This is a genomic window from Actinoallomurus sp. NBC_01490, from assembly GCF_036227085.1.
GTDB lineage: Bacteria > Actinomycetota > Actinomycetes > Streptosporangiales > Streptosporangiaceae > Actinoallomurus > Actinoallomurus oryzae.
Map to the genome: position 1 here is coordinate 3,882,802 of NZ_CP109433.1, position 13,435 is coordinate 3,896,236.

At 71.1% G+C, this 13,435-nt stretch carries 14 protein-coding genes; 6 read left to right on the forward strand and 8 right to left on the reverse strand.

Features of this window, described 5'->3' with window-relative positions; all coding sequences use genetic code 11:
• Positions 1-24: 24 nt before the first annotated feature.
• From OG417_RS18650 to bioB, 8 genes are all read right to left on the reverse strand, one after another.
• Positions 25-582, reverse strand: a complete 558-nt coding sequence (locus tag OG417_RS18650; RefSeq protein WP_329257353.1) for a GNAT family N-acetyltransferase — start codon at positions 580-582, stop codon at positions 25-27.
• A 21-nt stretch (positions 583-603) separates the two neighbouring features.
• Positions 604-1,062 carry a hypothetical protein gene (locus tag OG417_RS18655; RefSeq protein WP_329257357.1) on the reverse strand — a complete coding sequence of 153 codons (459 nt, stop codon included), beginning with the start codon at positions 1,060-1,062 and terminating at the stop codon, positions 604-606.
• 41 nt (positions 1,063-1,103) lie between these two features.
• Positions 1,104-1,634 (reverse strand): DUF805 domain-containing protein, encoded by a 531-nt coding sequence (locus OG417_RS18660; protein ID WP_329257360.1) that lies wholly within the window; start codon positions 1,632-1,634, stop codon positions 1,104-1,106.
• 67 nt (positions 1,635-1,701) lie between these two features.
• The gene (locus tag OG417_RS18665) at positions 1,702-2,649 is read right to left on the reverse strand and encodes a hypothetical protein (protein ID WP_329257363.1); all 948 of its coding nucleotides are present in this window, start codon (positions 2,647-2,649) and stop codon (positions 1,702-1,704) included.
• Between the two features lie 90 nt (positions 2,650-2,739).
• Positions 2,740-3,660, reverse strand: coding sequence for an MmpS family transport accessory protein (locus tag OG417_RS18670; protein WP_329257366.1), 921 nt, complete (start codon positions 3,658-3,660; stop codon positions 2,740-2,742).
• A gap of 96 nt (positions 3,661-3,756) precedes the next feature.
• Positions 3,757-5,229 carry a M48 family metallopeptidase gene (locus tag OG417_RS18675; protein ID WP_329257370.1) on the reverse strand — a complete coding sequence of 491 codons (1,473 nt, stop codon included), beginning with the start codon at positions 5,227-5,229 and terminating at the stop codon, positions 3,757-3,759.
• 44 nt (positions 5,230-5,273) lie between these two features.
• A complete protein-coding gene (locus OG417_RS18680; RefSeq protein WP_329257375.1) occupies positions 5,274-5,810 on the reverse strand; it encodes a GNAT family N-acetyltransferase in 537 nt (178 codons plus the stop codon).
• Positions 5,811-5,813: 3 nt separating this feature from the next.
• Positions 5,814-6,869, reverse strand: a complete 1,056-nt coding sequence (bioB, locus tag OG417_RS18685) for a biotin synthase BioB (RefSeq protein WP_329257378.1) — start codon at positions 6,867-6,869, stop codon at positions 5,814-5,816.
• A gap of 271 nt (positions 6,870-7,140) precedes the next feature.
• On the opposite strand from bioB, the gene OG417_RS18690 reads away from it, so the two are divergent.
• The 6 genes from OG417_RS18690 (at position 7,141) to OG417_RS18715 (ending at position 13,416) form a co-directional block, all read left to right on the forward strand.
• A complete protein-coding gene (locus OG417_RS18690) occupies positions 7,141-8,379 on the forward strand; it encodes a deoxyguanosinetriphosphate triphosphohydrolase (RefSeq protein WP_329257380.1) in 1,239 nt (412 codons plus the stop codon).
• A 58-nt stretch (positions 8,380-8,437) separates the two neighbouring features.
• Positions 8,438-9,679 (forward strand): NAD(P)/FAD-dependent oxidoreductase, encoded by a 1,242-nt coding sequence (locus tag OG417_RS18695; RefSeq protein WP_329257384.1) that lies wholly within the window; start codon positions 8,438-8,440, stop codon positions 9,677-9,679.
• Between the two features lie 74 nt (positions 9,680-9,753).
• Positions 9,754-10,224, forward strand: a complete 471-nt coding sequence (locus OG417_RS18700) for a carboxymuconolactone decarboxylase family protein (protein ID WP_329257387.1) — start codon at positions 9,754-9,756, stop codon at positions 10,222-10,224.
• A 154-nt stretch (positions 10,225-10,378) separates the two neighbouring features.
• A complete protein-coding gene (locus OG417_RS18705) occupies positions 10,379-10,897 on the forward strand; it encodes a SigE family RNA polymerase sigma factor (protein WP_329257390.1) in 519 nt (172 codons plus the stop codon).
• Positions 10,894-12,081 (forward strand): hypothetical protein, encoded by a 1,188-nt coding sequence (locus OG417_RS18710; protein WP_329257393.1) that lies wholly within the window; start codon positions 10,894-10,896, stop codon positions 12,079-12,081. Before OG417_RS18705 ends, OG417_RS18710 begins: the two co-directional genes overlap by 4 nt.
• Positions 12,082-12,426: 345 nt before the next feature.
• Positions 12,427-13,416, forward strand: coding sequence for an alpha/beta fold hydrolase (locus tag OG417_RS18715; RefSeq protein ID WP_329257395.1), 990 nt, complete (start codon positions 12,427-12,429; stop codon positions 13,414-13,416).
• Positions 13,417-13,435 lie beyond the last annotated feature (19 nt).

Genomic DNA, 13,435 nt, shown 5'->3' on the forward strand with positions numbered 1-13,435 from the left:
CCCGGCGGGCGGGAGGGCGTGCCGTCAGCGGCGCGTGCCCTCCCAGTCGGCTCTGGTCAGGGCGTACTCGGCCACGCCGTGCTCGGTGCCTTCGGTGGTGCGCACCGTTCTCGTGTGCACGAGTGTCAGGCCGGCCTTCTCCAGCACGCGCCGGGAGCCGGCGTTGATCGTCATCGTCTCCGCGACCACGCGGTCGACGCCGAGCTCGGTGAAGCCCTTGTGGATCAGCGCCCGCGACCCCTCGGTCGCGTAGCCCTTGCCCCACGCCGGCCTGCGCAGCCGGTAGCCGAGTTCGATGTCTCCGTCACGGGGGCCGTTCCGGTACGGCCGGAAGTGGAACCAGCCCAGGAATCGTCCGGTTGATCTCTCCTCCGCCGCCCAGGCTCCGAGGTCTTCGAACCGCTCGTAGTAGTCGAGGATCGTCGGCAGGATCCGGCCGCGGACCTCCTCCCGGGACGTCGGCCGGCCGCCGGTGAGGAAGCGCATGACCTCCGGATCGCTGTCGAGCTCGACCAGGTCGTCCTCGTCGGCCTTGGTGAAACGGCGCAGTGTGAGCCGGCCGGTCTCCAGGAAGATTGACATTTGTCGATTATCAGCCGTCGGTCACTTCCCCGGGCGCAGGGAGATGACCGCTTTGGACCCGTCGGAGGCCACCACGGTCATGACGAGCTGTTGCTTGCCGGTGGGGCCGACCCACGATCCGCTGTAGGGGGGTTCCAGCCATTTCAGGCGCCCGCTGCCGCCGATCGGATAGGTGTAGCGCCACGTGGAGTCGGAGGGGTCGAAGGAGAAGGTCTTGAAGCCGAAACGGGGGTCGAGCGGGATCTTCGTCCGCTTGGTGACCAGGATCTCGCAGCTTCCGTCGTGACAGGCGCGGACGTTCTTGCCGTCGGCGGCCTGCGGGAAGCCGGGGGTCCGCGCCGGGGTCCGGCTCGCGGCGACGGTGGGGCGGACGGGTGTCTCCCGCGGCTTCTGGTCGCCTCCGGATCCGCTTCCGCAGCCGGCGGCCGTCAGGGCGAGGAGGATGACGGCCGGTACCGGCCGCGTCACGCTTCTGTCCATGACGCCGCATACTCGCATCGACTCGCCGGGACCGGTCCCGATCAGGCGACGGCGACGTCGACGACGCGTCCCCGCTCGAACGTGAGCATCGTCTCCCGGCCCTCGTCCGGCAGTCCCAGATAGTGCCAATAGCCGCGCGCGGGCGCCTCCGTCGTCTCATGAGGCTGTCCGAGCAGCCGGGTGACCTGCCACCTGGTCATGCCCCGCCGTACGGTGGTGTTTCCGCCGAAGGGCACGGGCGGTGGGCCGTACCGGTTGTCGACCGCGTGACCGCGCTCGCAACAGAAGACGAGCAGCGCGATGGAGACGAGCGGCACGAAGCCCAGGAAGTAGAACCAGCCGGTCCGCCCAGTGTCGTGCAGCCGGCGCACGGTGACGCCGAGCACGGGCGCGACGAGCGCCAGAGGAACGAGAAGCAGGAGCTCGGATCCGACCAGTGCACCTACAAACCCCGCCAAATACCAAGAAATCAGGTACAGCAGGTAGAACAGCCAGCATTCAGCTCGTGAGGCCCTGCCTCGCCAGTCGAAGCTCTGCCTCAGTGCGCTTTCGATCGCCGCTACGAATGCCATGTGCCGCCCTCCCAGGACGGGCACGGTAGACCGGCCGTTCCGGGCCCCCTCCCGGAATGGCGGACGCTCAGCCGACCGGCTCGTACGCGGCGGGCTGGGCGCTCGAGTCGGAGTCGTCCTCGGGGATCCCGCCCTTGCACTCCACCAGGCCGCCCGCCGTGGGGCGCTGCGCGTCGACCGGGACGCCGTCGACCAGGATGAGGCAGCCCACCTTGGTCTTCGCCGAGGCCGTCTGCACCCGCAGGCTCGCCAGGTGGGGCTGGGTTCCCGAGCCCGTCGCCATCGACACCTTCCGTATCCACGGGATGCGGGTGTTCTCCACCGAGCCGCCGCTGTTGATGTCGGTGAAGTCCTCCCACCAGATCGAGGTCGCCCGGCCCAGGCCGATCACCTCGTACTCCACCTTGTGGTTCGTGCCGGTGTCCTTCGTGCCGGCGAGGGGGAGGCGGTGCAGGACGAGGTCGGCCAGGGCCGTCAGGACGCTGCGCGGGTCGCCCTCCTTCTTGCCCCGGGCGCCGCTGAGGGTGATGCTCAGCACCAGCCCGCCGCGGCGTACGCGGATCTCGTGGGCGTTCTGCTCGGCGGTGCCCACCGCCCAGTTGTCGAACCAGCTCTCGTCGGCGAGGGCCACGACGTTCTTGGCGAGCACCGACGAACGGTGGCCGGAGGCCAGTTGCCGCTTGTGGTCCTCCAGGTCGGCGGCGAAGTAGTACCGGGCGGCCTCGGCGGTCGGCTTCAGGGCGATCGTCATCGCGTCGATCGACTGGTACGTGCAGTCGAGCGTGTTCGTGCGGTCGTTCACCGTGCCCGACACGCCCGCGCGCCGGGCGTGGCCGAGTTTGGCGTAGTCCGCCTTGGTCAGCAGCCCGCACATCTCCTTGGTGACCCGGTCGCCGCCGGACGGCTGCGGCCAGCCGCCCGGCGGCGGCTCGGCGGTCTGGTCGGCGCCGCCCGTCAGACGGCATCCCGTCAGGACGAGCGTCAGCGCGAGCGCCAACGGAAGACCACGCCTCATCGCCAGGTTCCCCCCTTGTTTCGGCAAACGCCTACAAAGGACGCGAGAGGCGGTCGATCGGTGTACGCCGGTGACGGTTTTTCTTCGCGCTCACTTGGGCGGCGTGAACGACCGCATGCAGTTCGCGAAACCGCCGACCTTCGGCTGTTCCTGGACCACGGTCTCGCCGTCGACGGAGATGTTGCATCCGATCGCGGCCAGCGGCGAGCTGCTCGTGGCGCTCAGGTTGAGCATGACCTGGGCCTGGCCGGTGTAGATGAGCGGCTTCTCGACGTGCCAGGGCAGCTTGACGTTCTTGAGCGTCGTCGTCTCGCCGGACGTGGGGTCGTTGAAGACGATCTGCCGGGCCCGGCCCGCGCCGGCCACCGCGAACTCGGCCTTGTGCGTCTTTCCCGTGTCGGTCCGGCCGACGTTCGGGATGCGCTGGAGCACCAGCCCGGCGAGGCCGGTCAGCACCGTACGCGGGTCCTTCTCGCTCTTGCCCTTGAGCCCGCTGAGGACGATGCCGACGATCAGCGACCCCCGCCGCACGCTGATCTCGTACTCCTTGAACTGTGAGTCGGCCGTGCCGAGCGTCCAGTAGTCGAACCAGCTCTCGTCGGCGCCCTGGACGACGTTCGTGGCCAGGACCGTCGGACGGTGGTCCTCGGCGAGCCGCTCCTTGTGGTCCTTCAGGCCTGCGGCGTACTGCACCTTGGCGGCCTCCGCGGTCGGCTGGAGGCCGAGGCTCAGCTCGTCGTTGGTCGTGTAGAGGCAGTCGATGGCGTTGGGCGCGTTGTCGACGCGCTTCTGGGAGATGACCGGCAGCCGCTCATGGCCGTACTTCGCGTAGTCGTCATCGGTGAGAAGCCCGCACATCTGCGGGGTGAGCTGCCCGTTCACCGGCTGCGGCCAGCCACCCTTCGGCGGTCCGCCGCCGCTGTCTTTCGGGTGCCCGCCCGAGGACCCCGACCCGCACGCCGTCAGCGCGGCCGTCAGCACGAGCGACACCAGCGTTGCCCCGCGTTTCACCCAAAGCTCCCCGTGTGGATATCCGGTTTTTCGCGGACATCAAACCAGGAGACCGGCGGAGACAGGGGTGATCCGCGCGAAGACGTGCGTTTCGCATTAAGGGTGCGCGTCGGCGGTGACGCCATAACGGGCCAAACACTCAAATAGGGCATTCACCTGCCGGGGGTCGTCGACCGCGTTCCGTACGATCCCGGAAAGGTCGATCTCGTCGCCGTTCGGGTCGCGGAGCTTCGCCAGGTCCGACCAGGAGAAGACATATCGGGCGCGGCCCGCCTGGATCAGCAGGCCCTCGAAGGCCCGGGCCACCACGCGCGAGACCAGCTCGGCCGTGTCGTCCCCCCGCCAGCCCGCCCTCCGCAGGCGTGCGCCCAGGTCGCCGGCGCCGCCGCCCGCCAGCACCCGCAGGACCGTGTCCACGGTCGGCCGCGGGGTGTTCGTCATCGCGCCGACCGCCTCGAACACGTCCTTCAGCGACTCGGCGTTGGAGGCGCTCCACAGCCCCCGCTCGATGATCTGCGGCCATTCGAGGACCGGCAGCCGCAGCGCCTCCGGAGTCAGCATCGACGCCTGCGTGGCCATCGCGGCCCGCTGCGGGTCGGCGAGGAGCGCCAGCGCCGGCCGGGGGTCGGGGCGTACGGACGGCTCGGGCAGCCGGCCGATCGCGGCGAGACGCTCGGCCAGGCTCGGATGCGAGTCGTACGGTGAGCGCTCCTCCGGGGCGTTCACCACCTTGGCCAGCTCACCACCCATGCTCGGTTCGTGGAAGAGCGAGTAGAAGCCCGCGAACAGGTCGGCCGGCCGCGCCTGCGCCGGACCGATCATCCGTAGGTGGTTGCCGACGTAGAACTCCCAGGCCGCCGCCGCGGCGCGCACCTTCCGCAACGCGTCGCCCATCGCCCGCCGGCCCGCGACCGTGACGGCCGAGGCGTCCGCCTCCAGCTCCTGCCGGCGGGAGACCGCCTGGGAGACCCGCAGGTAGACCGTCGCGTACGCCGTGAAGAACGTCCGGATGATCGCGTGTTCCCCCAGCCGCTGGATCGTACGGATCAGCGCCGTACGGCCCCGGTAGGTGATGCCGCCGAGGCGCGTGTGCGAGCCGCTGTAGTGGCCGAGCTCGTGACAGAGGACCGCGCGCAGCTCGTCGGCGCCGAGCGTCAGCATCAGCGGGACCCCGACGTACATGTGACGCCGCCCGCGGATCAGCCCGAGCAGGCGGGCGTCCTCGCTGACGGCGGCGTTGACGTCCGGAACGAGACGGATCTCGTCCGGCACCCGCGTGCGGACCCGCCCGGCGAGCTCGGTGACCGTACGCCACAGCTCGGGCTCGTCCTGCGGGCTCACCGCGGCGCCGGGCTGGTCGGCGTCCTGCCGGCGGCCGACGACGAAGACGCCGCGCAGCATCGCCAGACCGCCGAGCGTGGCGACGGCCGCGACCTTGAAACCGCCCGCGTGGCCGTACCGGACGGCGTAGTAGTCGAGGACCGCGATGCCGGCCGTGATCGCGGCGACGAGGACGTAGAACCCCGCGAGAAGCACGACGGCCACCGCCGCGCGGAAAGTCGTGATCATTTGCTGGCCTCAGGGGGGAGTCGCCGACGGGGGATAGCAGGACTTTAAAGGGTCCGGCGCTCCGATGCCTCGGCGCGACGCTGATAGAGGCTGGCGGTCCAGGGCCCGGGTGCCGTTCCCGCGCCGGGCACGGTGACCTCGACGTCGTCGACGTGCTGGAAGCCGAGGTGTTCGTAGAAGGCCCGCAGCGCGGTGTTGCCCGCGCCGCAGTCCAACCGCAGCCATCGGCGCCCACGGGCCGCGACCAGCTCGCCGGCCCAGTCGAGCAGCCGGGCCCCCAGTCCGTCGCCGCGCGCCGCACGGGCGACCGCCAGCCGGTGAACGTATCCGGCGTCCGGCGGTCGATCACCCCAGAACCGGGCGTCCGCCCAGTACACCGCGAGGGTGCCGACCGGGTCGCCGTCCCGCCAGGCCAGATAGGTGTCCCGCCGCAGCACGGACGCGCGGACGATGTCCTCGGGGAACGGGTGGGGCCACTGATCGACGCCCCGGGCGGCCAGCCAGCCGGCGGCCTCGCTCAGCAGGGCGTTGACCAGCGGTGTCTCCGCCTCGGTCGCGCGGGTGACGGTCGGCGCGGCCACCGGTCAGGCGTTGGAGGGCAGGTCGGTGCCGGCGCCGCGCCGGCGCAGCGCGACCAGGTCGTGCCGCGCGGCGGGCAGGGTCTGCTCGTCCAGGCCCTCCACGGTGAAGCCGGCGTCCGCGATCATCTGCCGGTCGTCCTCTCCCGGCTGGCCCTCGCTGGTCAGGTAGTCGCCGAGGAAGATCGCGTTCGCCAGGTGCAGCGCGAGGGACTGCTGGCCGCGCAGGTGGATCTCCCGGCCGCCGGCCAGCCGTACCTCCACGTCGGGGAAGAAGAACCGGAACAGCGCCAGGATCCGCAGGCACCGCGTGGGAGTGAGCTCCCAGCGCCCGCCCATCGGCGTCCCCTCGAAGGGGATCAGGAAGTTGACCGGCACCGAGTCGGGGTCCAGCTCGCGCAGGCGTACGGCCAGGTCGACGATGTCCTCGTCCGACTCGCCCATCCCGAAGATCGCCCCCGAACACGGGGACAGCCCCTCGGCCATGGCCTGGCGTACGGTCTCGATCCGGTCCGCGAACGTGTGCGTCGTGCAGATCCGCCCGTAGTTCTCCTCGCTGGTGTTGAGGTTGTGGCTGTAGGCGTACGCGCCGGCCTCGCGCAGCCGTGCGGCCTGGCCGTCGCGCAGCAGCCCGAGGCACACGCAGATCTCGACCTGCGGCCGCCGGTCCTTGATGGCCTCGACGCGCTCCACCACCCGGGCGATGTCCCGGTCGCCGGGACCGCGCCCGCTGGCCACCAGGCACACCCGCTTCGCCCCCGCCTCGACCGCGCGGTCGGCGGCCTCGGCCACCTCCTCCGCGCCGATCCAGGAGTACTTCAGGATGTCGGAGGACGAGCCGAGCCGCTGCGAGCAGTACGAACAGTCCTCCGGGCACAGACCGCTCTTCATGTTGATGATCGTGTTGAGTTTGACCCGGTGGCCGAAGTAGTGACGCCGCACCCGCCCGGCCGCCGCCACCACGTCCAGCAGGTCGTGCTCGTCGGACAGCACGGCGAGGGCCTCCGCCCGGCTGGGCGCTTCGCGGCGAATGGCCCGGTCGGCCAGCGAGTTCAGGATCACGCGCCCAATGTAGGCAGCGCGTCGCCGCGGGTACCACGTGCACGATCCACAAGACCACGGTCGGTGACTTTGTGCTCCGCTCACAAGGCCGGCTTCAGGTGGTTCCGTTGCCCGTGCACGTACGCTCGGAACTCCATGACCGAGCGGAGCGAGGGAATCGAAGACGCGGCCCCGTGGTCACGCCCTCCGACGCAGGAGGACCCATGACCGAGCGGAGCGAGGGAATCGAAGACGCGCCCCTGTGGTCACGCCCTCCGACGCAGGAGGACCCATGACCTATACCGGACGCGATCGGGAGCGCTGGGCGGACGAGCCGCCGAAGCGGCGCGAGCGCACGCCGTTCGAACGCGACCGCGCCCGCGTGCTGCACAGCGCCGCGCTGCGCCGGCTCGCGGCCAAGACGCAGGTGGTCGAGCTCGCCGCGAGTGACCGTTCCGACCACTACAGCCCGCGCACCCGTCTCACCCATTCGCTCGAATGCGCGCAGATCGGGCGCGAGCTGGGCAAGGCGTTCGGCTGTGACCCGGACCTGACCGAGGTGGCCTGCCTGTCGCACGACCTGGGGCACCCGCCGTTCGGGCACAACGGCGAGGCGGTGCTGGACCAGGTCGCCGCGGCGTGCGGCGGGTTCGAGGGCAACGCGCAGAGCCTGCGGCTGCTCACCCGCCTGGAGGCCAAGTCGTTCGCCGCCGACGGCAGCAGCGCCGGCCTCAACCTGACGCGCGCCGCCCTCGACGCCGCGATGAAGTACCCGTGGCCACGCCGGGAGGGCGACCGCAAGTACGGGGTGTACGAGGACGACCGGCCGATCTTCGCCTGGGTGCGCGCGGGCGCGCCGGGGGAGCGGCTCTGCTTCGAGGCCCAGGTCATGGACTGGTCCGACGACGTGGCCTACTCCGTGCACGACCTTGAGGACGGCCTGCACGCGGGCCACGTGCGCCTCGACGCGCTCGCCGACCCGGCCGAACGCCGCGCGGTGTGCGCGCTGACCGCCTCGCTGTACTGCGACGCGTCACCGGACGAGCTGGAGGAGCGCTTCGCCGCGCTGGTGGCCGAGCCGTACTGGCCGCCTCGCTTCGACGGCACGCTGCGCACACTCGCCGCGCTGAAGAACCTCACGAGCGAGCTGATCGGCCGCTTCTGCCGCGCGGCGGAGGAGGCCACGCACGCCGCGTACGGGGAGGGACCGCTGACCCGGTACGCGGCCGACCTGATCGTGCCGCGCGAGCAACGTCTGGAGTGCGCGCTGCTGAAGGGCGTCGCGGCCCACTACGTGATGCACCGCGAGAGCCACGCGAAGGTCCAGGAAGGCCAGCGCGAGGTGATCGCCGAACTGGTCGAGGCGCTGTCGGCGGACGCGCCGCGCCGGCTGGCCCCGGTGTTCCGCGACTTCCACGCGGCCGCCGCGGACGACGCCGGCCGGCTGCGCGCGGTCGTCGACCAGGTCGCCTCCCTCACCGACACCGCGGCGTCGGCCTGGCATCGGGAACTCCTCGGCCGAACCTCCTGATCCCGGCATCCTCCGCACGAGATACTGGGAGCCACCGTGATCTGACGTGGAGGTGCCCATGCCCGAGGAGACCTTTGTCATCGCCGGAGCGAGTCTGGCCGGGGCGAAGGCGGCGGAAAAGCTGCGCGAGGAGGGATTCGCCGGGCGCGTCGTGCTGATCGGCGACGAACAGCGCCGGCCGTACGAACGGCCTCCGCTCACGAAGGGTTTCCTCACCGGCAACGACCCGCTCGACCAGGCGTACGTGCACGAGGAGTCCTGGTACGGCGACAACCGCGTCGAGCTGCGGCTCGGCACGGCGGTGACCGCCGTCGACCGCGCGAACCACGAGGTGCGGCTCGCCGACGGGGAGCGCATCGGCTACACCCGGCTGCTGCTCACCACGGGCGCCTCACCGCGCCGCCTCGACGTGCCCGGCGCCCGGCAGGACCACGTGCACTACATCCGCACCGCCGACGACTCCGAGCGGCTGCGCTCCATACTCATCTCCGGGGACCGGCGGGTCGTCGTGGTCGGCGCGGGCTGGATCGGCCTGGAGGCGGCGGCCGCCGCTCGCGGGTACGGCAACGACGTCCACGTGGTCGAGCCGGAGGCCACGCCGCTGCACCGCGTCCTCGGGCCCGAGCTCGGCGAGGTGTTCGCCGCCGTGCACCGGCGGCAGGGGGTGGAGTTCACCCTCGGCGACGGCGTCGCGGAGATCACCGAGACCTCGGTCGTCACGGGCACCGGCACCGAACTGCCCGCCGACGTCGTGATCGTCGGCATCGGCGCGGTGCCGAACACCGCGCTCGCCGATGAGGCGGGGCTGGAGGTGGACAACGGCGTGCTGGTCGACGCGGCGCTGCGCACCTCCGACCCGGACGTCTTCGCCGCCGGCGACGTCGCGAACGCCCAGCACCCGCTGCTCGGCCGCCGCATCCGCGTCGAGCACTGGGCGAACGCCCTGAACGGCGGGCCCGCGGCGGCCCGCTCCATGCTCGGCCAGGACGTCTCCTTCGACCAGGTGCCCTACTTCTACACCGACCAGTTCGACCTCGGCATGGAGGCCTCGGGCGACTGGGCCGGCGACTACGACGAGGTGGTGTACCGCGGCAAGGACCCGGCCGCGTACGTCTCCGGCGACTCCGACGACCTGGAGTTCATCGCGTTCTGGCTGTCCGGTGGACGCGTCGTCGGGGGGATGAACGTCAACGTCTGGGACGTCACCGACGACATCCAGGCGCTCATCCGCTCCGGCAAGCCGGTGGACAAGGACCGCCTCGCCGACCCCGGCGTGCCGCTCTCGGACCTGGCGACCTGACCTTCGCCGGTCCAGGAGAGAAGGATTTCGCCGGCGGGAGCCGTCACATCGGGGGCGGCTGCCTTGTCTTCTTGATGAACGAACGAGAAGGGAAGACGAACCCGATGTCACGTATCAACGTCGCCGAGGTCGCACCGGAGCTCTACCGCGCCTTCATGCACGCCGAGACGACCATCCGCAAGGGGCCGCTGGACCCGAAGGTACGCGAGCTCGTCAAGATCCGCGCCTCGCAGATGAACGGCTGCCTGTTCTGCATCGACATGCACATCCACGAGACGCTGGGACTCGGCGAGACCCAGGACCGCGTGTTCCAGCTGAGCGCGTGGCGGGAGTCGAAGCTGTACTCCGAGGCCGAACGCGCCGCCCTGGCGTACGCCGAGGCGGCGACGGAGCTGCCCGGCGGAGTGTCGGACGAGGTCTGGAACGCGCTCACGGAGGCGTTCAAGCCGGAGGAGGTCGCGCAGCTGGTGGGCCAGGTAGCGATGATCAACGCCTGGAACCGCATCGCCGCCCCGACGCACACCGAACCCCCGAACCGCGACTGACCCTCGCCGGACCGGCGAGAACAGCGCCCGACCCGCACCCGCGGGCGGGCGCTGTTCGCTGTCCGGCCGGATATATCGGAACAAGTGGCTCCACCGAGGCATAGCGGCGGCCACCTCCGAGGGTCTCAGGGGTGACAGCGATTCGGAGGTGGCGATGGACCCCGCGACGGAGCGGCAGTTCCGTGAGTTCATGGAGGAGAGATCGGCCGCGCTGATGCGCCTCGCGTACCTCCTGACCGGAGGTGACCAGCACGCGGCCGAGGACCTGCTCCAGACCGCGCTCAGCAAGACGGTGACGCGCTGGACCGCCGTGCGGAGCCCCGAGGCGTACGTACGCCAGGTGATGTACCGGCAGCAGGCCGACTTCTGGCAGAGCCGGTGGAGGCGACGCGAGACCCACGTCGCCGTACCCCCCGACGAGTCACGTCCCGACGGCACGCCCGCGCTGGATCTGCGGGTCGTCGTCAGCGAGGCCCTGACCCGTATCACGCCCAGGCAGCGTGCCGTGCTCGTCCTGCGGTTCTTCGAGGACCTGCCCGAAAAGGAGGTCGCGCGCCTGCTCGGCTGCAGTGTCGGCACGGTGCGCAGCACCACCCACCGCTCGCTCGCCCGGCTGCGCGAACTCGCCCCCGAACTCGACGACGCAGGCCACATCGAGGAGGTCGTACGGTGAACACCGAGACACAGATCAAGAACGCCTGCGCGCACCTGTCCGCCCGGGCCCACGTGCCGGCCGACCTCACCGACCGGGTCCTCGGCGCCGCACCCGCGCCGCGGCGGCGGGTGCGGCGGTCCCTCGGGTACTCACTCGCGGCCGGCGCGGCGGCGGTCCTCGTGGGGGCGGGGGCCGTGGCGGTGACCACGCAGGGATCGGTGCCGAAGCGGCCGGTGCAAACGATCGCCCCGGTGACCCTGTCCTCGGACACGTCCCTGCGGACCGATCTCGGCAGTACGTTCCCGCGCCACCTCGTCGCGGCCGGGCACACGGCCGTCGCCGCGTACTACACCGCGCACAAGGGGCCGTCGGGCGGCATCCGGCGCACCTGGTACCTGTACGACCCGGGCTCCGGAACGTACGAGAAGACGCCGTGGGCCTACCTCGACGTCGCGCCCGGCATGCACCAGGCGGCGGTGATCGAGGGTCCGCTGCCGGCCCCCCGGATCGGCATCCTCGACCTGGCCACGCAGAAGGTCACCCGCTGGATCTCGATCGGGCAGAAGGTCGGCGGTGTGGCGTGGGCCCCGGACGGGCGGCGGCTGGTGCTGACCACGTACGCCAAGGACCCCGACGTGTTCAGCCCTCCGGTCGGCGGACCGGACGGCCCCGCGGGCTCACGGACCGGCTTCGCCGTGGTCGACAGCGCGACGGGGCGCGGCACGTTCCACGCGCTGCCCCCGCACCCGGGCACCATCGGCCCCCGCCAGGACCTCGGCTGGAGCCGGAGCGGCGCGCTGCTCTGGGCCCCGACCGAGACCGACCCCGCGAAGGTCTTCTACGACCTGAACGGACGGCCCCAGCCCGCCCCGGCGCACGAGGCCGACGCGATGGAGGAGGCCGGGCTCTCCCCGAACGGCAGGCTCCAGCCGAAGTTCGGGCCGAAGCCGGGCCCGGCCGTCACCATCAAGAACCTGACGACCGGCAAGACCGCGGCGATCCTGCCGGTCGAGCAGGCGGCAGCCTGGGCCGATGACGGGCAGCTGTTCGCGATCGGCTGCTCGGTGAAGAAGTGCACCGGGAAGGGGGAGTTCCACAACCGGCTCCTCCTGGTGACCCTCCACGGCAAGATCACGCCCCTCACGGGCTACCGCCGGTCCGACAAGCTCGGCTCATGGGTGCCGCTGTTCACCCACCGCTGAGCCGGCCGGTCGCGGATGCCGCGCCTCGGGGGCGCGGCATCCGCCGTCACGGGAGGGGGAAGCGCCGTCCACGGCCGTCGCCCCGTACCCACGTCGGCGGGTCTCCGGCGAATCTGCGCCGAGCGCGGTAGTGCCGAATACCTCACCGGGCAGACGATTCGGGTGCCCTCACCGGCTGATCATCGACAGGCGGGACAGACCTGTAGACCCGATGATCGGCTGGAGTGAGCGATGTTCGGATTTCTTGATCGCCGAGGTTTCCTGAAGACGTCCGGAGCCGCCGGGCTGGTGGCCGCCGGGATCAGACCACCTGCCGGCGCGAGGGCGAATCGTCCTCAACACCACATGATCCGGCACCGGATCATCCGGACGAACGGCATCGACATGCACGTGGCCGAGGCGGGTGCGGGACCGGCTGTGCTGCTCCTGCACGGCTTTCCCGAGTTCTGGTACTCCTGGCGTCATCAACTTCCCGCTCTGGCCGCCGCCGGATTCCGCGCCGTCGCCCCCGATCTGCGGGGCTACGGTCACACTGACGCCCCGCCTGACATTCACGGTTACAGCCTGCGCGACAACCTGGCAGACCTGACCGGGCTGCTCGACGCCCTCGGCATCCCGGCCGCGGCGGTCGTCGGACACGACCAGGGCGCTACCTTCGCCTGGGCCGGCGCCCAGCTCCACCCCGAACGTTTCCCGGCGGTCGTCGCGCTGGGCGTACCGTACGCGGCCCGGTCGCCCATGCCCATCACTCGCATGATCGAGCAGAACAACCCCGGCAAGTTCAATGTCGTCCTGTACTTCCAGCCCCCCGGCGTGGCCGAGGCCGAACTCGACACGGACGCGGCCCGGACGCTGCGCATGACGATGTACGCACTGTCGGGGCAGGCGCCGCCCGACCTCGTACCACGTTGGTTGCTCGACACGCCCGAGGGCGCCGGCTACCTCGACCCGCTGCCCGACCCCGGGCCGCCGTCGCGCTGGTGCGACTGGCTTACCGACCGCGAGTTCGGCCGGTACGTACGGGAGTTCCAGCGCACCGGATTCGACGGGGCGATCCGCCGCTACCGCGCCTTCGACTTCGACTGGTCGGACCTGCCTCAGGTCGGAACGGTGAAGGTCGCTCAGCCCACGCTGTTCATGACCGGAGAGCTCGACTCCGCCTATCGCTTCAGCTCCCTCGACGCCATGCGCACCGACGTGCCGGGACTGCGCAAAGTGATCGTCATGCCGGGCTGCGGCCACTGGACCCAGCAGGAACGCCCCCAAGAGGTCAACGACCACCTTGTCCGCTTCCTGCGCTCGGAGTACACCGGACGACAGGACGAGCGGAGGTGACCGGATGGCCGGCGAGGGG